Genomic DNA, 22318 nt, shown 5'->3' with positions numbered 1-22318 from the left:
CGTTATAAAGTTGAGAGTTCAATGACGAGAACGAAATAGTCAATTGATATTTTTTGTCAATTGGTTGGTTCGTTCTGAATGGCAAAACGAAAACAAATCACGTATTTCAATTAAGTGCCAATCTCATTGCACATCTGCTGTTACGAGAAAAACCACATGCAACTTCATGCTCAAGTTTATGCTCAAGATAGAGAGGCATCTCAAGCGCATTGATCTTTTCAAAGCCTAATTTTTCATAAAATGGTCGATTCCAAATCACATCATGAAAGGTGGTTAAGGTCACAGCATCACAGCCCTCTCCCTGAGCAGTAGCAATCACATATTCAATCAATTGCCGACCAATCCCTTGTTTTTGAAATGCGCCACTCACATCTAACTCGATAATATATAAATCAAGCGCTTGTCTTTCTGCATATAAAAAACCTGTAGCTTGATTCTTTTGATTAATCGCGACAAATGCATAAGCAGAAGAAATCAATTGTAAGTGATCTTGTGCTGACAATACGGGGCTTTCAACCAGCCAAGATAACTCGGGAATACTTGAAAATGCTTGTGTAGCAGATTTTTCTATTTCGATCAGTTGCGCTATATCTGAGGGATCAATTTTTCTAATCAAACATGTCATCTATATATCCAGTCAAAAATATTTTAAATAGCATCTAACAACTTAGCTCAAACCTAAAATAAGCAGGTCCGATATTCTCTTTTTTCACAATCATCACAATCATAGCGAAGATTATTCAATGCGCTATTGAGTGGATAAATCTAAATGATAGAACTGATTGAAATCAGACTCTTGATATTCTGAAAAAGAAGCACCTTTGATAAAGCCAAATTTTTTATACAAGCAAATTGCAGGTTCAAAAGATGAGTGTGTTCCCGTTTCCAAACTCAATTTTTGGTATTCACGTTGTTGTGCAATCAATAAAAGATGTTTCAGCATTTCTGTTGCAGCACCTTTACGTAAATGTTTGGGATGTGTCCGCATAGACTTTAATTCAGCATGTGTAGATGACAACTCTTGAATTGCACCACAAGCTAAAAGTTCATTTTGTTCCCAAAGGGTAAAAAAGCTAATTTCGGGTTGTTGTAACGCAGTTAGATCTAATGCAAAACTATGCTCAATCGGTGAGTTTTCATGCATACCATGTAAATGAATTCTGAGTAAATCTTGTACTTGCACATCATCAAACTCAGCAAGTCTAATCATTTTTTAACACCCTATTCTTGAAAATTCTTTCGCTTTATCGCTTATATCTTACAAGAAATTTTAGCTGAAATGATCAGGCATAAAAAAGCCCAAGTATCACTTGGGCTTAGGATCAGCAAAAATACTTTTAAATTCATCTATGTTTGATTAATGATAACCATGCAATTGACGATAAAGCCCTGGGGTAACCCCTGTCCATTTTTTAAATGCGCGATGGAAGGTACTGGTTTCACTAAAGCCCACTTGTTGTGCTACATCTTCCAAGGTTAAATCCGGATTTAATAACAAATGAATTGCAGCATCTCGACGTAAGGCATCTTTAACACCTTGGTAACTCTTACCTTCTGCAGCTAAACGGCGGCGCAAGGTTTGTGGTGATAAATACAACATTGAGGCCACATCATTTAAGGTTGGCATTTCTTCACCAATTTGACTCTTTAAGACTTCACGAATACGCGAAGTTAAAGAATTGGTATTTTTGAATTTCACCAAAAGCTGAGCAGGCGCAGCTTTTAAAAACTCTTCTAAACTTGCTTCATCCTGACGAATCGGTAAATCCAAATAGTCTGCGGCAAAAGTAATTTCAGTACGTGGCATATCAAATTGCATCACAGGTGCAAAGAACAGCGCATCATACTCATCTGCATGATTTGGACGCGGGTAACCAAAATGTACCCGTTCTAAAGGAATACGACGTTCAATTAACCATGAAGCTAAACCATGCCAAATCATCAACATACTTTCAGTAATAAAATGATCAGGATCCATGGTTTTTGGAATCAATGGCACTAAACGCGCTTCATGTTTATCACGTTCAACCGCGACCGACCATTCGTCCCCAAATAATTTATAAAATTGTGATGATAACTCTAAAGCATCACCCAAAGTTTTAGCGTGGATAATCAATTGGCACATGATGGCAAAAGATCCCAAACGACGAGGTTGGATATCAAAGCCAACATGTTCATCTTGGGTCACCATCCACAGCATTTTCACAAAACGTGTATATTGCTCTGGTGAAATACGTGCTTTAGGTTGGCGAAGTAATTCTGCTTCTATGCCAACATGTGAAAGTAAGGTGTCAACGTCCATTCCTAGACGCTTCACACCTGTTAAGGCGGCATTCACAAAATGGATACTGATCGTATCACGACTCATGGTAAATCCTTCACTCTCTTTGATGTTCACTAACAATTGACCTAAATGACGCTAAAAAATGTTTTATTGGCGATTTACAACAGTGCAGATCACCTTTTTACATCATAAATTGCCGAAATGATCAAGGTAAATGGCTGAACATGACATTGTTTTGTTAATTTTATATTTCTATTATGGGTGTAAAATCAAGACAGTATTGGTAAAAACAATTATGACAACAGCTTTAAAGGGATTGAAAGTACTCGATTTTTCCACTTTATTACCCGGTCCATTTGCAACTTTATACCTTGCAGACCTAGGTGCAGAAGTGATCCATATTGAATCGCCAACGCGTCCAGATCTGGTGCGCTTGTTCCCGCCTTATGCCAATGGACAAGCGACTTCACACAGTTATCTCAACCGAAATAAACAATCCGTCACTTTAGATTTAAAAGATCCTGCCAGCATTGAGCAAGTTAAACAGAAGATTTCTGAGTTTGATATTGTCGTTGAACAATTTCGTCCAGGGGTAATGCAACGTTTGGGTTTGGATTATCAAACTTTGGCTGAAATTAACCCACGTTTAATTTACTGTTCAATTACGGGTTATGGCCAAACAGGCTCATATAAAGATAAAGCTGGACATGATATTAACTATATTGCCCTGTCTGGTATCGCGGGACACTGTGGTCGCCAAGACAGTGGACCACCGCCGATGGGGATTCAAATCGCAGATGTGGCAGGTGGTTCCTTACATGCTGTCATCGGTATTCTTGCTGCTGTAGTTGAACGCCAAAATAGTGGTCTGGGACAATATATTGATATTTCCATGACCGATTGTGTGGTTGGACTCAATAATATGGCAGCCGCAGCCAGTTTGGCGGGTGGTCAACAGCAGCAACGTGAATCAGAACAACTTAATGGCGGGACCTTTTATGATTATTATGAAACAGCCGATGCTCGTTACTTATCTATTGGTAGCTTAGAGCCACAATTTATGACTGGACTGGCAAGCGCGTTAGAATTGCCAATCCTTCTACAAAAAGGTGCTTCTTTCGATACTGAAGATCGTCAAATGGTCAAGCAAGCGATTCGAGATAAAATTAAAAGTAAAAATCTGGCTGAATGGAATCAACTGTTTGAACAACTGGACGTTTGCGTAGAACCCGTACTGAGTTTAGATGAAGCACTGCAATCCCAAATTTCTCAACAACGTAATTGGGTGGTCAATGTGCCATTGAAGCCTAATTCTGATCAAACTGAACCTCAGTTAGCCTGTCCAATTAAGTTTTCAAGATCACAAATGCAATATCACTATATTGGCCAACAACTGGGTGAAGGGACATGGTAATTGCCCATTTAATACAACACAATTCAAGTTAAATAAAATTACAATTCTGTCATCTTCTTTACAATTTGTATAATTTGTAACCTCAGCATCCTGTGTAATCTTAATTCTAAATAGGTTACACAGGTAAGCTGATCTTTTCAGATCAATTTTAATCCATCGTTTTTCAATTAATTTTTAAATAAAATTTAGTAGTTTAAAAACAATAGATTAAATTGACCAAAAACAGCCATAAAGCAAATATTCATTTATTAAAAAATTATCACCATGAGATAAAATACTCACATTAATTACAATTAAAAGTCAAAAATAATAGATTTTTATACAAATATGAGAGTATTATAAATAATTAGTTACAAAGTGTTATCAAGGTCACCAAATATGAATAAATCTAAAGGTCACTTTTATTGGGCTATCAGCTTATTATCTTTATGTAGTTCTTTTCAAAGTGCTCATGCAGCTGAAGCATTTAATGCAGAAAGCCCATGGATGTTTGGTGATTGGAACGGAAAAAGAACCGAGCTCCAACAAAAAGGTTATGACTTCAGCTTCGGCTATACCGGCGAATTAGCCACCTTATTAGATTCAAAAAACCATTCAAGCCATGGAACTGAGTATGCAGATCAGTTTGCGATTGGTAGTCATGTAGACTTGGAAAAAGTGCTTGGATGGAAAGACACTGAAGCCCAAATCACCATCACTGAACGTAATGGTCGTTCATTGTCGCAAACCTCTGATGCCCTTGCAGGACAACTCAGCTCAACCCAAGAAGTTTGGGGGCGTGGTCAAACTTGGCGCTTAACTGATTTTTGGATTAAGAAAAAATTCTTTGATCAAAAACTAGATATTAAAGTGGGCCGTTTTGGCGAAGGCGAGGATTTTAACAGCTTTGACTGTGATTTTCAAAACCTTGCACTTTGTGGCTCTCAAGTGGGTAACTGGGTAGGCGACCAATGGTATAACTGGCCTGTTAGCCAATGGGCTGCGCGGGTTAAATATAACATCCAACCTGATTTATATGCTCAAGTCGGTGCTTATGAATACAATCCTGAAAACTTAGAACGTGGCAAGGGATTTAACTTAAGTACAAACGGCTCACATGGTGCAATTATTCCTGCGGAAGTGGTTTGGCAACCAAAACTCAGTGCTGCAAAATTACCAGGCGAATATCGTTTGGGCTATTACTACAGTACTGTCGATGCACAACGCATTAAAAATCCGAATGAAACAGATCATAAACAAGGTGGATGGCTGGTTGCCAAGCAACAACTTACAGCACATCACGGTGATGCACGTCGCGGCTTAACGGGTTTCATTAATTTAACCCTTCATGACTCAGACACAAACACTGTCGACAATATGCAAAATATTGGATTGGTCTATAAAGGTCCTTTCGATGCGCGTCCTCAAGATGATGTCGCCATTGGTTTTTCTCGTATCAGCATCAACAATGATGTGAAAAACACTCAAATTCGTCAACAAGATGAAGAGTACAACACTGAAATTTACTACGGTGTACATGCAACAAATTGGCTGACGATCCGTCCAAATGTGCAATATATTCGCCATGTTGGTGCATATAAAGATGGTGAAAATGCATGGGTTGGCGGTATTAAATTCCAAACTGCATTCTAGTGTTATAGATCATAAATATTTCGATGCCATTTTAACCCTTTCTCTCCCCTCGCATCGAAATATTTAAAATCTAAAAATTTAAACAATGTGCTTCATCAATCCTCAATGGAAAGGTAAAGCGTAAAAAATTAATCAAATAGATAGGTGGTCAATATGCAAACTCCATCTTCAGGACTCAGAACCCTAACAGTTGTGATTGCAATTGTTTTCGGTGTAGTTCTATTAGGCGGCGGAGTATGGCTGGCAGTACTGGGTGGGTCTTGGTACTACATCATTGCCGGGATACTTTTCATTGCAACAGCAATCTTATTACGCAAATTAAATAGTTCTGCTTTATACGTTTATGCAGCATTAGTACTCGGCACAGTTGTCTGGGGACTATGGGAAGTCGGTTCAGACTTCTTCGCGCTTGCACCACGTTTAGATATTTTAGGTGTGTTTGGCTTATGGCTACTCATTCCAGCAGTAACACGTGGTTTCGACGCCAAAGGTGCTAAAATTGCACTTTCAGGTACATTGGCGATCACCATTGCGGTTATGGCTTATTCTATCTTTAATGATCCACAAGAAATTCGTGGGACTTTAACCAGTAAACAGCCAACGCCAGCAGCGATTGATGGTATTGCGGATGCAGACTGGCCGGCTTATGGTCGGACTCAATCCGGTTTACGTTATTCTCCGTTGAACCAAATCAACTCAGAGAACGTTAAAGATCTTAAAGTTGCTTGGACCTATCGTACAGGTGAATTCAAAACTGAAAATGATTCAGGCGAAACAACCAATCAGGTCACACCGATTAAAATCGGGAATAACATGTACCTGTGTACTACCCACCAAAAATTGGTTTCTCTTGATCCTTCTACAGGTAAAGAGAAATGGGTATTTGATCCAAAACTCAAAGCTGATAATACCTTCCAACATTTAACTTGTCGTGGTGTTTCTTATTACGATGCAGATAATACCGTTGGTTTCGCAGCAAGTTTACAAGCGAAAAAATCTTCGTCTACCGAATGCCCGCGTAAAGTTATTTTACCAGTCAATGATGGTCGTATCGTTGCGGTAAATGCTGAAACAGGTAAAGCATGTTCTGACTTCGGTCATAACGGTGAAGTTGATTTACAAAAGGACATGCCATTCCCTTATCCGGGTGGTTATATTCCAACATCACCACCTGTAGTCACAGGCACCACAATTATCATTGGTGGTTCAACGACAGATAACTATTCTACTCAAGAGCCTTCTGGTGTTATCCGTGGTTATGATGTAAATACAGGTGCATTGCTTTGGGTATTTGACACAGGTGCTGAAAATCCAAATCAGATTCCGGGTCCTGGTCAGAAATATGTCCAAAACTCACCGAATGCATGGGCTCCACTTGCATATGATGCAAAACTCGATATCGTTTATGTACCAACAGGTGTAGGTACGCCAGATATTTGGGGTGGTAACCGCACAAAACTGCATGAACGTTATGCAAACTCAATGTTAGCAATCAATGCAACAACGGGTAAATTGATCTGGAACTTCCAAACAACTCACCATGATTTATGGGATATGGATGTACCATCACAACCAACCTTAGCGGATATCAAAGATAAAACTGGGCAAACTGTTCCAGCAATCTATGTATTGACTAAAACAGGTAATGCCTTTGTTTTAGACCGCCGTAACGGTAAAGCAATTGTACCGATTAACGAACGTCCAGTACCACAAAGTGTAAAACGTGGTCCGCAAACTAAAGGTGAATTCTATTCTCCAACACAGCCGTTCTCAGACTTTAACTTAGCACCTCAAGAAAAATTAACGGATAAACAAATGTGGGGCGCAACCATGTTTGACCAGTTAATTTGTCGTGTGTCATTCCACAAGTTAAATTATGACGGTATTTATACCCCACCTTCAGAAAACGGAACTTTAGTTTTCCCTGGTAACTTGGGTGTATTTGAATGGGGTGGTTTATCACTTAACCCTGATCGTCAAATCGCAGTTATGAATCCAATTGGCCTACCTTTTGTCAGTCGATTGATTCCTGCTGATCCGAACCGTAAACAAACAGCCAAAGGTGCAGGTACAGAAGCGGGTGTTCAACCTATGTATGGCGTTCCTTACGGTGTTGAAATCAGTGCATTCCTTTCACCATTTGGCTTACCATGTAAACAACCTGCATGGGGTTATGTTGCTGGTGTAGATTTGAAAACGCATGATGTTGCTTGGAAACGTCGTATTGGTACAATTCGTGACAGTATGCCTGGTATTCCATTGCCACCATTTAAAATGGGTGTGCCAATGTTAGGTGGTTCGATCTCAACTGCGGGTAATGTGATGTTCATTGGTGCGACTCAAGATGATTACATCCGAGCAATCAATGTCAGCAATGGTGATGAGCTGTGGAAAGGTCGTCTACCTGCGGGTGGGCAAGCAACACCGATGACCTATGAAAGCAATGGTAAACAATACGTTGTGATCATGGCGGGTGGTCACGGTTCATTTGGTACCAAAATGGGTGACTCAATCGTTGCTTATGCATTACCAGATAAATAATCTTAAATTGAGGTAAATAAAAAACAGGTCTTGATGACCTGTTTTTTATTGCTTTATCTAAACCCATACCCTTGTATAAAAGTGAATCTGCTTTTTGGATGAGACGGATGTTCTATCCCCCGTTTGATCGCGATATCCATATCACCGTGCGATAACCAATCCTTAAAATGCCCTGCTCTTTACCTGACCATCAAAATGAAAACAATCTTCTATACGAATTTTTTGCACAGCTGAAAGTTGCTCAAAGTCAAACCATCGATACTCAGAATGCTCATCACTTAAATTGATTGGTTGATCGTTCTGCAATGTACACCTAAACATAAATGCGTGGGAATTTACTGCAGAATGATAATAAACCCCTGATAAATATTCGATCAAAACTTCGCAGCCTAATTCTTCTTGGCACTCACGAATCAGCGCCTCATGCACTGTTTCACCTTGATCCAATCCACCACCCGGTAAACCCCATGCACAATCAGCATAAGTCGCTTTCAATAACAGGACTTGTCGATTTTCATTAAAAATCACAGCGTGCGAACTCAAACGATAAAAATCATGAAATCCCATTGCTCAAAACCCACTTAATTGATTATCTTGCCAAATAACACTTTGAAAAAATTAAACGTAGCGCATAAACAATTGCCATAACAAAAACAGCATAACCCACTTGGGTAAAGATCATCGGAATACAGAGTACGATGGCGGCTGTAATTGGATAAAACCATTTTTTGATCCCTGAAAGATGGTGAATTTCCTGTAGTAACCAAAGGCTCGCAGTATAGACAATCAAAGAGATCGCAACAAAATAACTGACGATGTCAGCCGAGATCTCAGCCTTATGCGTCACCACATCCACCGCAGCAGCTAAACCTGCACCAAGGGCGGCAATACTCACGAAAATAAAAAAGTGACCATAGCCCCATGAAAATGCACGTTTGCGGCTATTGAGTCGTTCAGCCACATCATGATCAAAATATGCCCACCACATGGTAAACATAATCAATAAGCCACCAATGGTCAAAAAGATTAATTCTTGGCTTAACAACTGATTGTTTAATGCATCAGAAATTGCAGCAAAACTTCCAATGATCGATTCACCAAGGACAATGATGGTGAGTAAGGCATAACGCTCAGAAATATGATGTGGATGCCATGGCGTCATGTTATGTGCTTCCGCAAAGATCGGCACACTCAGTTCAGCGATAACCAAGAGTAGAAATAAATAAATGGTGAAATTAATCGGGGTAAAGTGAAAAAGTAACCAGCCAATCTGTACGATGATAATACCAGCCGCATATCTCACCGCTGTTTGTTTACGCTCAGGATCATTTTTGGCAACACGAAACCATTGTGTAACGAGTCCCAAACGCATGATGACATAACCAATAATGATCACGTCAAAATCTTGTTGCTGAAACGCAAACGGGATCCCTGCTGCAATCACAAGTGAACCAATAATCTGCACAAAGGTCATGATTCGATAAAATACATCATCATTGTCATAGGCAGATGCAAACCAGCTAAAGTTCATCCATGCCCACCACAATGCAAAGAACACCATAAAATAAAGTGTTAAGCCATGTGATAAATGATTTTCGATAATACTATGGTGTAATTGTTGTCCTGCGGTCGCAATGGCGACCACAAAAATCAAATCAAATAACAATTCTAATGAGGTTGCGGCGCGATGTGGTTCGTGCGGATTTCGTGGTGCAAGTGGCTTTAACCACCCGTATTTTACAAATAATGAATTTGGCATTATTTTCACATTATTGAGATTATTATCATGATTTTTTCAAAACTCCATCTTTCATTCAAGTAAAAAACTGAGTTCTTTTGACAATTTTGTTAATGATCTAACATCGATCTCGCTAATTTAAAAATGCACAAATAAAAAGCCCAATCAAAGGGCTTAATAACAAACAAATCTAGCTTGCTAAACCACTAATTTCAATTTAGCAATATCCTTGATCACGATCGCTTTACCCGTGCTCATATCAATCGGCATCGAAATATGTTGATGTACGACTAACCATTGATCACCTTTCTTTTTCAGGCACAATGTTGTTCGACACCATGGCATCTGCAGCTTATCTTTAAGCACAGAATTTTCCACTTTTGAATGGCAATGCAATACAGCTAAATCGTTTGACGCATAGATTTTCATATTGCGACGCACAATTTGCACATTCTCACTAAAATATGGACTGAACTTCTCCCATTCTTTCTTGTACGCATCGATACCGTCTAATTGTATACTCACATCAAACATATTGATATCATCCGCACATTGATCTAATAGATGATCAATTTTATTACCAAGAACAGCAGCATCCCATAATTCAATTTGAGATATTATCTCGTCGGCAATTTTCACATTACCATCGATTGCTATTTTCATCATAAAACCTCATTATTCTTATTTGTGATGAATTTAACACTTAATAAGTATTATGTGAAGTGTTTTGTTTATTTTTTCATATCTAATCAATTTAAATCAAAATAATCACTGTTCATTAATCTGATTTAAGCAGTTTATAAAACCAACCGTATTCTGCTTAGATATTAACCAAAACCTTTCACAAAAATAAATCACTCAATAATACAAATAGATATAAAAAATTTGTACTTCAGCATAAAAAGCTTATTCTTAATTTAGTTAATAATTCTTCAATAATTTATTAACCAAATTTAATAATCTTTTTAATTAATGTTGAAGCTGTTATTAAATAATCATTCTCCTTTTATTTAATATTGAAGTTAGCCTAACATATTTAAACTTTAAAAAATCTTTAAAAAAATCATAAATGACTATGAGAAAAAATCATACTACCCTTCCAATATAAGAAGAAACTCAAAACTGAAGATATAAATAGATAATCTAAACTGATATCCAACTCAAGTTTATATATTGCGCTTGGAATGATTATTCTATACAACTTAATAATATATATTTTTATGGTTTAATTTCTATGTTTTAAAACCCTTTGCAAGCATTCAAATATTAGAATTTTATTACCATAAATAAATACTTATTTTTTATCATTTGTTTTTTAGATTCAAAAAAAAGCATGTCATTGCAATGACATGCTTTTGCTGTTTGCTTTGGATTGTTTTGCTTGATTTAGGCTTGTTCTGTTAAATCTTTTATTTTGTCTGAAGGGCCATTTTTCTTCACAGACTCAATCCCATTATCGCGAGCAGCATCACCTGAATAGAATTGACTTGTTCCGATAATTTGATGATTCGCCGCTTTTAAGTTGAAATAAGGCTTACCATTTTTCGCTTCTAAACGATCATAACGTGCATCATCTGGGCTATTTTTTTGCACAGAGGCAATACCATTTTGTGCAGAAGCTTTTGCTTTATAGAGCTCACTGGTGAGAATAATTTCGCCATTTCCTGCTTTTAATACAAAGCGATATTGACCATCTTTAGCTTGACTAATTTCATACCATCCTGACATGGTTCACCTCTTCATTATTTTCGGTTTATTTTATTTCACAGCGCTTGTTGGACATAAATTACGCTACTGATATGAAATATAAATGACTTTTCATGTTAAAAAAAGATTAATTTGTTATAACTTTATTGTTTATGTAACGCCGCAGAGTGACATCGCTCAAATTAGCACAATGCTTTTATTATTAAGTCACAATAAAGTTTAAAGCCATAAAAAAAATGACTTTAAATTTAGATTCTGCATTTAGTCACTAACGATCAGCGATCAAAAAAACCTGTGCTGGTATAACCTGGATAGACTGTTTTCATTAAACGCTCAATTTCCGAATCATTGCCACGTAAAAAACTTTCCAAACAATCCCGAAATACCGCAAAAGGAAGGTCATCGTTATCAAAACTGGGCATCTCTTCAGATTTAAACAAACCAAAAAAATGCGATTTTTGTTGTTTTTGATAGAGTTCAGCATGTGCATTAAAGTTATATTGATTGCGACTATAAACCACAAATAGTCCGCCGAACTTACGTCCAGTTTGAATATGTTCAATTTGAAAAAATGGAAAATCACCGTGGTGCTCCTCCATGTATCCCCAGACGACTTGTTGCATCCAATCAATCTGATCAAAACGACTTAAAATTTGCGTTGCTGCATTACTTTCAAAATCAAGAGAAGTTATTTCAAGCTCTTTAAATAACTCAATTCGAATTTTAAAACTCATCAGGATTACCTTTTATACACGTCGCTTATTTAAAGCATTCAGATTTTTTAAAAGCGACAAGAAAACAGCAGGCTCGGAACACTATGAATCAGCTGTTTCAGCACTCAATTCGATGAACAAACTAACAGATTACTGGAATATCAATCCATGCACTGTTCGGAAAATGTTTCACCAAATAATGCTTTAAAAATTCTGCGGTATCTTTTGAAATCAGTTCATCTTGAGATTCATCATTTAAATTATAAGCAAGTGCATAAAGCTCAAGCCCACGACTTTTTAAAGCCTCTAAACTTAAAATCGTATGATTAATACTACCCAAACGCCCTGAGCTGACTAAAATCACAGGAAGCTTTTTCTGGGCCACATAATCAATTGAAAGTAAGCTGGTGGTTAGGGGTACCATCAATCCACCTGCACCCTCTAACAGAACAACATCATACGTTTCAGCCAGTTGTTGAGTAGCATCTGCAATTTTTTCAAAATCAATCTCACGCCCATCAATTTTGCTGGCTAAATGAGGCGATGCAGGATAGCTAAAGATTTCAGGCATGGTGAGCTTGGTTTCATCCTCTGGAAACCAGCCCATTCCCATAATTTCACGATGTTGTTCGATATCTTCTGAAATATCGGTATTACCCGTTTGGATTAATTTCTGCGTAATGGTTTTTTGACCTTGCTCATTCCATAGTTTGGCTAAATACCCGGTGGTATAGGTTTTGCCAATTCCAGTATCTATTCCACTGATAAAGTAAACTGATCCAGTCATGACATTCTCCGCAAAATACAATAAATAGGATGATAAGTCAGTGAGTAGCGTATATTTCCTGACTGATCAGCCTGTGAAAACTGTTGATAGTGATGATAAAAATCGGCGAGACTCTGCTTTGTCCATCTAAAGCCAGATGCTGTCGCAGTCACTCCTGTGGCTTTTAAATGCTGCAAAATATATTTGGGATGAGAAAAATTGAGATGCTCAATTTGCTCTGAAATATGTAGAATTTCAAAACCATTTCGCTTTAATTGTTGTTGCAGATCGTCAAGGGATAGGTAATTCAGACCTTGCCCTGTTAAGCTTTTAATTTCCTGTAAATTATGCTGTCCAAAAGTTGAAAAACAAAAATACGCATTAGGATTTAAATGATGAAAGGCCTGTTGAAAAATACCATTTAAATCACTCATCCATTGTAAAACGGAACTTGAGCTAATTAAGTCTAAATGTTTTGGAAATTCAAGCTGTTCTATATCGCCAATCCGATATTCAATCGGTTTATCCGCAGGGAAATGCTGCTGAACTTCGGGGTATAGATCATTTAAAATCAAATGTTTAATTTGCAAATTTTGCAGTAAAAGCTCAGTTAAGTTTCCAGAACCACAACCGATTTCAAACACATTTTCATAGTGTGCTGGGCAATATTCGCTTATTAAATTAAACAGTTGTTGTGCAATATTTTTTTGTACGACCGCATGTTCAGTATAGCTCTGCCCTGCCTGAGCAAAACGCAAGGCAATCTGTGATTTATCAATTTCTGGATGTTTCACATTCAACTCACAACAACGGAATTAGCTGATCTAGATCAGCTTGGGTGATTTGAGCAGTTAAACAGATACGTAACCGTGAGCTGTGTTGCGGTACAGTCGGGGGACGTACAGGCATAATATAAAATCCTGCATCTTGTAATGCTTTGGCCTTTTCAACCGTTTTAATCGAGTCACCTACAATGACCGGAACAATATGTGATGTTGATGGGCACTCAAAACCTTTGCTTTGAACAGCCTGTTGTAGATACTGACTTGTAGATTGCAAATATTGGCGGCGCTGATCTAAGCCTAAAACTTTCTGAAAAACAAAGTTTGTCCATGCCATACATATTGGCGGTTGTGCAGTACTGAAAATCAATGGGCGCATCGCATTAATCAAATAATCGCGAATCACCGCATGACAAATTAAATAACCACCAACTGAAGCGATTGCCTTACCAAAAGTCCCAACGAGCAGATCAATATCATCAATCACCGCATATTGTTCAGCACAACCTAAGCCCTGCGCACCACGTACTCCAATTGCATGTGCTTCGTCTACATAGAGCATGACTTTGCAAAACTGTTGCTTAATACTCACCAATGCTGCTAAGTCCGTTTCATCACCATCCATACTAAAAATCGACTCAGTCACGACAATAATGCGCTCGAAAGCCTCATCTGCATGATATTTTTGTAAAAGCTGAGTCAAATGATTTAAATCATTATGACGATAACGTACATATTTGGCTGAGGATAAACGGATCCCATCAATCATACTGGCATGAATCAATTTATCTGCCAGAATCAGCGTTTTACTGTCTGCAAGTGCAGGTAAAATACCAATATTCATATGATAGCCGCTGTTAAATAACAATGCCGCCCGACCATGAAAAGCCTGAGTTAAACTATTTTCAAGCAGTTCATATTCTGGAAAATGTCCAGTCAACAAGCGTGAAGACGAAGAACTCATTCGTCGTTGATCATTGGGTGTTTCATCAAAAAACTGTTCACGTAATGTGAGATCTGATGCCAATCCTAAATAATCATTTGAAGCCAAATTGAGCATTTGATGCTGATCAAGGCGAATATAACGACCTTGTTGAACATTCGAACGAAATTGGCGTAAATTGCCTTGCTGTTTAAGCACGTCAAGCTGCTGTGAAAAATGTTCAAGATGGGTATTGATCAAGCTCATGTGCTTTGCTCCATAGCCTTGACCACCTCAACCAATTGCTCCAGTAAGGTTTTTAATTCTTGTGCTGTGATGATATATGGAGGCATCACATAGACCAATTTACCAAATGGTCGTATCCAGATACCACGACGTACAAACTCCTGCTGTAAGGTTTTCATATCAACATTCACAGTCAATTCAACCACCCCTATCGCACCAAGAACTCGCACATCATGAACATGATTAAGGGACTGTAAGGGCTGTAAAGCATGTCTAAGCTGAGCTTCAATTCGTTGAATATTGCTCTGCCAATCTTGAGAAATTAATAATTGTGTACTTTTGACAGCAACGGCGCATGCCAAGGGATTTGCCATAAAGGTTGGGCCATGCATAAACACACCCGCTTCACCCTGACTTATCATTTCAGCAATATGTGTGGTGGTTAATGTCGCAGAAAGCGTCATATAGCCACCGGTTAAACCTTTACCGATACACATAATGTCAGGCTCAACTTGTGCATGCTCCCATGCAAATAGTTTCCCTGTACGCCCAAAACCCGTAGCGATTTCGTCAAAAATCAGCAAAACATTGTATTTTTCGCAAAGTCGTTTGGCTTGACGCAAATATTCAGGATGGTAAAAACGCATCCCTCCCGCACCTTGTACAATCGGCTCAAGAATTAAACCTGCAATCGTTGCATGCTGTTCAGCCAAGCTTTTCTCAAGTTCAGCAATGTCACTTTGATCCCATTGCTCATAAAATCCGACTTGAGGGGCTGGAACAAATAAGCGATTGGGCAAACTTGAACCAAAAATTTGATGCATGCCCGTTACAGGGTCACAGACAGACATTGCATTCCAAGTATCGCCATGATAGCCAGATCGAGGGGTAACAAAATTAGTTTTCTCTGTATAGCCCTGTGAAGACCAAAACTGTACCGCCATCTTCAATGCCACTTCTACAGCGACAGAACCAGAATCGGCAAAAAACACTTTATCTAAATGAGGCGGGGTCAGTTGAACCAGTAATTTTCCAAGCTGGATAGCTGGATCATGGGTAAATCCACCAAACATGATATGCGACATATTCTGTAGCTGATCTGTCACTGCTTGATTCAACTCTGGATGATTATAACCGTGAATCGCACACCACCATGAAGACATCCCATCTATCAATTGACGACCATCTTCAAGTTCGATGGTCGCAGCATAGGCTTTTTTAACCTTAAAAGTCGGTAAGGGATTGGTCATAGAGGTATATGGATGCCAAATATGTTGCCGATCAAAGTCCAGATCATCTAACTCTGATTGTTCAAGATCAACATCATCAAACCCATTGTTTAAATCGGTCATCCGTTCACTCCATGTGCATTACAATTACAGCAAAAAACAGTTTAGCGATGTTAAACCTGCACGCAATAAAAATAAATTGCGAGATTCACCACTGATCCATAGATTTATTCTATTTTTTGTAAATATTGGCAGATTTTGTCACTTAGACTTAAAAAATCAAAAACTGGAACGCCATGTGAACCATTTACCAGCTCGACATCTAAAAACTTTGCTGTGAAATTTTTAAATTTCTCATAGACTTTGTGACTAACTAAGAAATCCTGTTGAGCAAATATATGATACTGTTTGCCGGCATAGTTATTTAAGATCGCGACATTATTTAATTGCTCAAGACACGCCAGCCCCTGTTTTAATAATTCTAAATTTTGCGGCTGAATCAAACTTTGCAAATGTACAAAATCTTCTCGCGTGGTTGCGGAGCCCTGACAAACCATAAAACCAAATTTCTTTAATGTCGCAATCGCATCATGTTCAAAGGACTGTTTAAAGTTGTGAAAGGTTGTTTGGCTCATTGCCGTTTGCCACTCAGCATTTGCGACGAAACAAGGATTTGAAGCCAGTGTAATCAAGACTTTTTGTTGTTGGTATTGCTGTTTAATTTGCTCGACCAGCAAGCTTGCCAATTGCCCCCCTAAAGACCAACCACAAATCACATCAAAATCTTTGGCTTGCTCCACCTGCTGTTGTAAAACACTTTGATCCAGCGCATTAAAGATATTGATCAATACAACTTCATGGCCTTGTTGTTGTAAAGCCTGTTGTAAAGCATTGAGTAGTTTGGTTCCACCGCCCCAACCTGTGATCAGCAAAATACGTTGATTCAATTTAAGCCACTATAAAACAATAACGATGTTTTATTAGATCATGCTTAAAATTGAACGACAATCGGACTTCTAACTATTTCTGATGGTGTAAATCGACCAATAAGCTGGCTGGAATCACTTTTTGCCAAGTGCGTTTAAATTGCTGATGTACTTGATCAATTGCAAACTGACTTTTTCTCGAAATTTCATGTGCTTTTGCAATATCATCTGCCCGTGTATAAGCAATCAAATAATCTAGTCCATCCAGTTCCACATGGAACCATGATTCAACATGCACACCTTCAGCCTGAAGTGTTTCAATTGCCTCATGCTTACGCCTATTCAATTGATTTTGCCATGCGACAACATCGTCCATCATGGCTACTTTTAGTTGAATCAATACTGCACCAACGTCCATAATTTTACGTTCTATTTATTTTAAACGGTCTTTTATCATAAATGGCATGTGAACAATTGCAAACATTTTACATACCGCCAAAACCTTAAAATTTGCTAAGATCAAATCAGGATCAATTTAGGAAAGTGTTTGTCATGAAACTATCACGACTGTTCAGTATTAGCTTACTTTCCGTTTCAGCTTTATGCATATTGAACACGGCCAGCCATGCGGAAAGCTCTATTCTCTCCAAACTGGATTCCAACCAAAAGCAATGGGTAGGTAAGCCTGCACCAAGTTTTAAACTACAAGATCAAAATTCAAAATGGCACGAACTGAGTCAATATAAAGGTAAATGGGTTGTTCTCTACTTTTACCCAAAAGATGATTCACCTGGCTGTACACAAGAGGCCAATCAATTTAAATCACTCTACCCACAATTTATAAAAAATAATGCGGTGGTGCTTGGTGTCAGTTTGGATGATGTGCAATCACATCAAAAGTTCTCTGAAAAGCTGGGACTAAATTTCCCAATTCTTGCCGATAGCAATCATCAACTCGCAGACCAATTTGGAATCATCCGAAACTTGGGCATTGCTAAAATAGCAAAACGAGAAACTTTTTTGATTGATCCACTAGGAACGATTGTGTATCACTATAGCAGTGTAAATACCCAAACACATGCCGATCAAGTCTTAGCGGATATTCAGAAGTTTTCAAAAAAATAACGACTGAAGCATTAAAAAAGCCTTTAGATGAATGTCTAAAGGCTTTTTTAATCTAAAACGTCTCACCTTAAGCAAAAAGCTTAATGTGTCTTACATTTGAGATTGAATATAATTCTGTAAACCAATTAACTCGATCAAACCTAATTGTTTTTCAAGCCAATAAGTATGATCTTCTTCAGTATCGTTCATTTGTTGACGCAGCATATCACGGGTCACGTAATCGCCTTTTTCTTCACATAGCTTTACGCCTTTCGCCAATTTTTCACGTACGTGATATTCCAATGCCAAATCGGCTTTTAAACAGGTTACAACATCTTCACCTGTAACAATATCATCACGCTTCATGTTCGGGGTACCTTCAAGGAAAAGTACACGGCGAATTAAAGCGTCTGCATGTGAAGCTTCTTCTTGCATTTCATGATCAATACGTTCATAAATTTTGCTTAAGCCCCAATCTTCATACATACGCGAATGAATAAGATACTGATCACGAGCAGCCAGTTCGCCACCGATCAACATATTTAGATAGTCTATGACTTCTGGATTGCCACGCATTTCAATTACTCCACATTCTTTTGCAATAGTATGGACAAATTTTACCAGTTTTGCAAAAGACAAAATGTGTAAGTTTATGATTTTTATAAAATTAAAATGATAAACATACGCATTTGCAATTTGAATAAGTATTTTTTCATATAAAAAATAACCGCTTACAAAATTTCATTGATGGTTTATTGGTGATTTTTCATCAAAATTCAAAATGATTTATTTTGTAACCATTAAAAATGCTTCTTATTCCCCTTCATTATTCCATTTTCTGTTCATTTTCAATGACAGAACCCTCACTTTATCTTCTTGGCTTTTTTTAATGCTAATATTTCAAGACAATTTTAACTTTAATATTTATGATATTGAATATTAACAATTAGCAGGAAAAAAATAATGTCTCAGGGAAACACATCAGCGCCGATTCTAGTTACAGGTGCAACAGGCTATATCGCCAGTTGGGTGATTCAAAAATTACTTGAGCAAGGTTATACCGTTCATGCCACTGTACGTGATCTTAATAAGAAACAAAGCTTTGCACATTTAGAGAAAATCGCACAAGCCAGCTCTGGCACACTAAAACTATTTAAAGCCAACCTTTTAGAAAATGGTTCTTTTGATGAAGCCATGCAGGGCTGTGAAGTTGTGTTACATATGGCTTCGCCATTTGTTGTGACCAATTATAAAGATGCTGTTAAAGATATTATTGAACCTGCAATTTTAGGCACGGAAAATGTCTTAAATAGTGTCAATAAAACAGAGTCTGTCAAACGAGTCATTGTGACTTCAAGTATCGCGTCTACTTATGGTGATGCAATTGATATTTTAAAAACACAGCATAATCAGTTTGATGAATCTCACTGGAATACCACCAGCTCAACCACGCACCAACCGTACCCTTATTCAAAAGTTATGGCAGAGCGTAAAGCATGGGAAATGGCGGAAGCACAAAATCGTTGGACGCTGGTCTGTGTTAACCCTGCATTGGTACTTGGCCCATCACTGACCGCAAATACACAGTCAGGGAGCGTAGAAGTCTTAGAGCAATTTGCCAACGGCATGACCTTACTCGGTGTCCCACCGATGTGGAATGGTATTGTGGATGTTCGTGATGTTGCTGATGCGCATATTTTGGCAGCATTCAAGGAAAATGCATCTGGACGTTACATTATTAGTGGTGGCTCACTCAGCCTTTTGGAAATGGGTAAAATTTTACGTCAAAATTTTGGACAAAAATTTCCTTTTCCACGCAATCAAGTCCCGAAAAAAGCATTTAAATTCATTGGACCTGTATTTGGCTATTCGCGTGATTTTATTGAAAAGAATATGGGCTACCCTATCTTTTTTAATGCTGATAAAAGCAAACAGGAATTGGGGATGAGTTATCGTAATATTGAAACCAGTTTAGTCGAGCATTTCCAGCAGCTTCTTGATGACGGTGTGGTGAAGAAATATATTTAATAACAGCTCAACTAAATCTTAAAGCCAAAAAGCCTTTTTCAAATATGAAAAAGGCTTTTTGGCTTATAGCGTTCAACATCAGCTAAGGCTTAGAAATCAAAAGTCACACCGACTTTATAAGTTCTTGCACCACCGACTAAAGCATAGTTTGAATTAAATACACCTTCCCAATATTTTTTATTGGCAACATTATCAACATTGGCAAGGAATGTGGTATTTACCCCACCAAGTTTGGTTTTATAGCGAGCGCCTAAGTCAACAATCGTATAGTCTGGTAGTTCTAGCGTATTCTCTTCATTCAAATATTGCTCACTCACATAACTTACACGAGTATTGACATGCAGCCCCTCAACCTTAGGAATGGCATAATCAAGCCCTAAAGAAGCAGTAAAATCGGGTACACCATATATTTTATTACCTTCGAAAGCGACCTTCGCTGATTTCACATATTCAGCGTCGATAAAGGCCAAATTCCCCATCACAGATAAAGTATCTGTAACATTGCCAGAGAATGACCATTCCACCCCACGAGCGCGCGTTTCAGCATCATCATTGACTTTATTACTTATGCTGTCCAGATAAGCCTCAGGCTTTTTAATCTGATAAAGTGCCAAAGTATTTAACCACGAACCCAACTGATATTTTGCACCTAACTCATATTGCTTGGTTTGATAAGGTGCAAGTGTCTCACCTCTATTTGTCGCAGTTGGATAGGTCGTTTCTGAGACAGTAATCCCTTCAGCTAAGCCCTCGACATAGCTTGCATAAAAAGATAAATCCTCACCAAATGGTTTGACAACAATCCCCAAACTTGGTGATAGCTTATCTGCACTATAAGTTGATTTTTTGACAAGATTCTTAGTATCGATATCTTGATAACGCCCACCTAAAATCAGTTGTAATTTATCATCCAACATTGAAAGCTGATCCGTTAAGGTATAACTCACATACTCATTATCACCATAAGGAACAATTTCTGGATAGGTTGTTGGCATTGTTCCTGTATTTGATGGATCATATAAATTGGTCGTAAACCCCGAACTGGTTGCGGATTTATGTTGTGAATATTTGCGGGTTAAATAGTCAGTACGCAATCCCAAAGTATGCTTGATCGCACCTGTATCAAATTTTGCTTCAAAGCCTGCATTAGCAGCAGTATTATGTTCTTTTGATCCCACTCGATAATATTGTGAGGTTGCATTTCCATTTAAATTATTGACAATCATACGTGTGCCAAAAAGGTGACCATCATATGATTTTTCTACATATCCGATACCTGCAAAAGCTTTTAAATCAGGGGTAAATTTATATTCACCTGACAAGCCTACAAATTGACTGTCGGTATTGCCTTCTAAGTTTGAAAAGTAGTTTAAATCCCCTTTAGGTGCTGCAAGTACATGATTAACACTGCCCTTGCCACCCATGGCGACCATTGCAGGTGAACCACCTTTACGATTTCCTTTGACCGCATAAGCATCTAAATTAATCTTTAGTTTATCCGTGGTGTAATCCGCAGCAATTGCCCCTAGAGCTTGACGATCATTCATTCCATCAATGATATGTTCGCCATCAGCATAAGCGCCATTCACACGCACACCAAACTCCTTGCTCTCACCAAAACGACGAGATACATCAAAGCCTGATTGATAATATCCTTCATCTTGAAACGATGCAGAAACTCGGGTGAGTTCTTGATCTGCCCGTTTAGAATGCCCCATCACAATCCCGCCCACACTGCCTGTAGGTGCAACACCTGCAACCAATGCATTTGGACCTTTAAGTACAGTCACTGACTCTAAAAATTCCGTAGGCATCCGACCATAAGGTGCAACACCATAAAAGCCGTTATAATTTAAATCCTCATGATTGACATCGAAGCCACGGATTTTAAAGTTTTCATTTAAATGCCCTTGATTGGTTGTGGTTCGAATACTGGCATCATTTTTTAACACCTCCCCCGCCGTGTTTGCTTGTTGATTTTCAATTAATTGTGCTGAATAAGACGTGATACTAAACGGCGTATCTATAATTTTCTTATTTCCCAATGGCCCTAAATCTGTATTTTTTTGCAAAGCACCGTTGGCAAATGTTGATTTTTCTTGTTCTTTTTCAGCAGCGACTTTAATCGTAGGCAAAGCAGTAATTTCATCATTTGCCCAAATTGTTTGTGTAAGTCCCCCACCAAAAAGCACGATAGAAATAGAATTGACTAGAAATGTTCGAGAAAAATTTTTCATATAAATAATAAGACACTTTTCAAATGATAATGATTATTATATAGACTTT

The 22318-nt window shown here is 38.1% G+C and carries 21 protein-coding genes; 5 read left to right on the top strand and 16 right to left on the bottom strand.

Annotated features, from left to right (window positions below; all coding sequences use genetic code 11):
- Positions 1-106: 106 nt before the first annotated feature.
- From PYV58_RS03290 to PYV58_RS03280, 3 genes are all read right to left on the bottom strand, one after another.
- A complete protein-coding gene (locus tag PYV58_RS03290; RefSeq protein ID WP_034614595.1) occupies positions 107-625 on the bottom strand; it encodes a GNAT family N-acetyltransferase in 519 nt (172 codons plus the stop codon).
- 123 nt (positions 626-748) lie between these two features.
- A complete protein-coding gene (locus tag PYV58_RS03285) occupies positions 749-1210 on the bottom strand; it encodes a GNAT family N-acetyltransferase (RefSeq protein WP_004817773.1) in 462 nt (153 codons plus the stop codon).
- A 147-nt stretch (positions 1211-1357) separates the two neighbouring features.
- A complete protein-coding gene (locus tag PYV58_RS03280; protein ID WP_004724010.1) occupies positions 1358-2368 on the bottom strand; it encodes an AraC family transcriptional regulator in 1011 nt (336 codons plus the stop codon).
- Positions 2369-2579: 211 nt separating this feature from the next.
- On the opposite strand from PYV58_RS03280, the gene PYV58_RS03275 reads away from it, so the two are divergent.
- From PYV58_RS03275 to PYV58_RS03265, 3 genes are all read left to right on the top strand, one after another.
- A complete protein-coding gene (locus PYV58_RS03275; RefSeq protein ID WP_034614632.1) occupies positions 2580-3698 on the top strand; it encodes a CaiB/BaiF CoA-transferase family protein in 1119 nt (372 codons plus the stop codon).
- A 378-nt stretch (positions 3699-4076) separates the two neighbouring features.
- Positions 4077-5330 (top strand): carbohydrate porin, encoded by a 1254-nt coding sequence (locus PYV58_RS03270; protein ID WP_034614592.1) that lies wholly within the window; start codon positions 4077-4079, stop codon positions 5328-5330.
- Between the two features lie 153 nt (positions 5331-5483).
- Positions 5484-7871, top strand: a complete 2388-nt coding sequence (locus tag PYV58_RS03265; RefSeq protein ID WP_004817779.1) for a glucose/quinate/shikimate family membrane-bound PQQ-dependent dehydrogenase — start codon at positions 5484-5486, stop codon at positions 7869-7871.
- Positions 7872-8033: 162 nt separating this feature from the next.
- Here the strand turns inward: PYV58_RS03265 and PYV58_RS03260 are convergent, their stop codons facing one another.
- From PYV58_RS03260 to PYV58_RS03210, 11 genes are all read right to left on the bottom strand, one after another.
- Positions 8034-8438 carry an NUDIX domain-containing protein gene (locus PYV58_RS03260; protein WP_004817781.1) on the bottom strand — a complete coding sequence of 135 codons (405 nt, stop codon included), beginning with the start codon at positions 8436-8438 and terminating at the stop codon, positions 8034-8036.
- A 22-nt stretch (positions 8439-8460) separates the two neighbouring features.
- Positions 8461-9630 carry a low temperature requirement protein A gene (locus PYV58_RS03255; RefSeq protein ID WP_004817783.1) on the bottom strand — a complete coding sequence of 390 codons (1170 nt, stop codon included), beginning with the start codon at positions 9628-9630 and terminating at the stop codon, positions 8461-8463.
- Positions 9631-9807: 177 nt separating this feature from the next.
- Entirely contained in the window at positions 9808-10272 is a 465-nt protein-coding gene (locus tag PYV58_RS03250; RefSeq protein ID WP_004724016.1) for a nuclear transport factor 2 family protein, read from the bottom strand.
- 723 nt (positions 10273-10995) lie between these two features.
- Positions 10996-11337 (bottom strand): YegP family protein, encoded by a 342-nt coding sequence (locus PYV58_RS03245; protein ID WP_004817785.1) that lies wholly within the window; start codon positions 11335-11337, stop codon positions 10996-10998.
- A gap of 254 nt (positions 11338-11591) precedes the next feature.
- Positions 11592-12050 (bottom strand): hypothetical protein, encoded by a 459-nt coding sequence (locus PYV58_RS03240; RefSeq protein ID WP_004817787.1) that lies wholly within the window; start codon positions 12048-12050, stop codon positions 11592-11594.
- A 121-nt stretch (positions 12051-12171) separates the two neighbouring features.
- Entirely contained in the window at positions 12172-12816 is a 645-nt protein-coding gene (gene bioD, locus PYV58_RS03235; protein ID WP_004817788.1) for a dethiobiotin synthase, read from the bottom strand.
- Positions 12813-13589, bottom strand: coding sequence for a malonyl-ACP O-methyltransferase BioC (gene bioC / locus PYV58_RS03230; RefSeq protein ID WP_004817790.1), 777 nt, complete (start codon positions 13587-13589; stop codon positions 12813-12815). Before bioC ends, bioD begins: the two co-directional genes overlap by 4 nt.
- A 7-nt stretch (positions 13590-13596) precedes the next feature.
- On the bottom strand, positions 13597-14766 hold the full coding sequence (locus PYV58_RS03225; protein ID WP_004817791.1) for an 8-amino-7-oxononanoate synthase: 1170 nt from the start codon (positions 14764-14766) through the stop codon (positions 13597-13599).
- Positions 14763-16097 carry an adenosylmethionine--8-amino-7-oxononanoate transaminase gene (gene bioA / locus PYV58_RS03220; protein ID WP_004817793.1) on the bottom strand — a complete coding sequence of 445 codons (1335 nt, stop codon included), beginning with the start codon at positions 16095-16097 and terminating at the stop codon, positions 14763-14765. The genes PYV58_RS03225 and bioA overlap by 4 nt, the downstream gene beginning before the upstream one ends.
- A gap of 104 nt (positions 16098-16201) precedes the next feature.
- A complete protein-coding gene (locus tag PYV58_RS03215) occupies positions 16202-16921 on the bottom strand; it encodes a YqiA/YcfP family alpha/beta fold hydrolase (protein ID WP_004817795.1) in 720 nt (239 codons plus the stop codon).
- Positions 16922-16994: 73 nt separating this feature from the next.
- A complete protein-coding gene (locus PYV58_RS03210; RefSeq protein WP_034614586.1) occupies positions 16995-17318 on the bottom strand; it encodes a DUF6176 family protein in 324 nt (107 codons plus the stop codon).
- Positions 17319-17452: 134 nt separating this feature from the next.
- Between PYV58_RS03210 and PYV58_RS03205 the strand changes: the two genes are divergently transcribed.
- The gene (locus PYV58_RS03205; RefSeq protein WP_034614583.1) at positions 17453-18025 is read left to right on the top strand and encodes a peroxiredoxin; all 573 of its coding nucleotides are present in this window, start codon (positions 17453-17455) and stop codon (positions 18023-18025) included.
- A 90-nt stretch (positions 18026-18115) separates the two neighbouring features.
- Here the strand turns inward: PYV58_RS03205 and bfr are convergent, their stop codons facing one another.
- The gene (gene bfr / locus PYV58_RS03200; RefSeq protein ID WP_034614580.1) at positions 18116-18580 is read right to left on the bottom strand and encodes a bacterioferritin; all 465 of its coding nucleotides are present in this window, start codon (positions 18578-18580) and stop codon (positions 18116-18118) included.
- 387 nt (positions 18581-18967) lie between these two features.
- Between bfr and PYV58_RS03195 the strand changes: the two genes are divergently transcribed.
- Positions 18968-20032, top strand: a complete 1065-nt coding sequence (locus PYV58_RS03195; protein ID WP_034614577.1) for an aldehyde reductase — start codon at positions 18968-18970, stop codon at positions 20030-20032.
- A gap of 89 nt (positions 20033-20121) precedes the next feature.
- On the opposite strand, the gene PYV58_RS03190 is transcribed toward PYV58_RS03195, so the two are convergent.
- Positions 20122-22269, bottom strand: coding sequence for a TonB-dependent siderophore receptor (locus tag PYV58_RS03190; RefSeq protein WP_034614574.1), 2148 nt, complete (start codon positions 22267-22269; stop codon positions 20122-20124).
- Positions 22270-22318 lie beyond the last annotated feature (49 nt).

The sequence above is a fragment of the Acinetobacter sp. TAC-1 genome (assembly GCF_029025845.1).
In the GTDB taxonomy this organism is placed as follows: Bacteria; Pseudomonadota; Gammaproteobacteria; order Pseudomonadales; family Moraxellaceae; genus Acinetobacter; species Acinetobacter guillouiae.
This window is presented reverse-complemented; position numbering and strand designations above follow the sequence as displayed.

Bases quoted from the DNA above. Each gene is read 5' to 3' on its own strand.
- PYV58_RS03265 (WP_004817779.1), top strand. From the start codon at position 5,484: ATGCAAACTCCATCTTCAGGACTCAGAACCCTAACAGTTGTGATTGCA.
- PYV58_RS03285 (WP_004817773.1), bottom strand. From the start codon at position 1,210: ATGATTAGACTTGCTGAGTTTGATGATGTGCAAGTACAAGATTTACTC.
- PYV58_RS03270 (WP_034614592.1), top strand. From the start codon at position 4,077: ATGAATAAATCTAAAGGTCACTTTTATTGGGCTATCAGCTTATTATCT.
- PYV58_RS03190 (WP_034614574.1), bottom strand. From the start codon at position 22,269: ATGAAAAATTTTTCTCGAACATTTCTAGTCAATTCTATTTCTATCGTG.
- PYV58_RS03280 (WP_004724010.1), bottom strand. From the start codon at position 2,368: ATGAGTCGTGATACGATCAGTATCCATTTTGTGAATGCCGCCTTAACA.
- PYV58_RS03245 (WP_004817785.1), bottom strand. From the start codon at position 11,337: ATGTCAGGATGGTATGAAATTAGTCAAGCTAAAGATGGTCAATATCGC.
- bioD (WP_004817788.1), bottom strand. From the start codon at position 12,816: ATGACTGGATCAGTTTACTTTATCAGTGGAATAGATACTGGAATTGGC.
- bfr (WP_034614580.1), bottom strand. From the start codon at position 18,580: ATGCGTGGCAATCCAGAAGTCATAGACTATCTAAATATGTTGATCGGT.
- PYV58_RS03210 (WP_034614586.1), bottom strand. From the start codon at position 17,318: ATGGACGTTGGTGCAGTATTGATTCAACTAAAAGTAGCCATGATGGAC.
- PYV58_RS03205 (WP_034614583.1), top strand. From the start codon at position 17,453: ATGAAACTATCACGACTGTTCAGTATTAGCTTACTTTCCGTTTCAGCT.
- bioA (WP_004817793.1), bottom strand. From the start codon at position 16,097: ATGACCGATTTAAACAATGGGTTTGATGATGTTGATCTTGAACAATCA.
- PYV58_RS03260 (WP_004817781.1), bottom strand. From the start codon at position 8,438: ATGGGATTTCATGATTTTTATCGTTTGAGTTCGCACGCTGTGATTTTT.
- PYV58_RS03290 (WP_034614595.1), bottom strand. From the start codon at position 625: ATGACATGTTTGATTAGAAAAATTGATCCCTCAGATATAGCGCAACTG.
- PYV58_RS03250 (WP_004724016.1), bottom strand. From the start codon at position 10,272: ATGAAAATAGCAATCGATGGTAATGTGAAAATTGCCGACGAGATAATA.
- PYV58_RS03255 (WP_004817783.1), bottom strand. From the start codon at position 9,630: ATGCCAAATTCATTATTTGTAAAATACGGGTGGTTAAAGCCACTTGCA.
- PYV58_RS03195 (WP_034614577.1), top strand. From the start codon at position 18,968: ATGTCTCAGGGAAACACATCAGCGCCGATTCTAGTTACAGGTGCAACA.
- PYV58_RS03275 (WP_034614632.1), top strand. From the start codon at position 2,580: ATGACAACAGCTTTAAAGGGATTGAAAGTACTCGATTTTTCCACTTTA.
- PYV58_RS03240 (WP_004817787.1), bottom strand. From the start codon at position 12,050: ATGAGTTTTAAAATTCGAATTGAGTTATTTAAAGAGCTTGAAATAACT.
- PYV58_RS03225 (WP_004817791.1), bottom strand. From the start codon at position 14,766: ATGAGCTTGATCAATACCCATCTTGAACATTTTTCACAGCAGCTTGAC.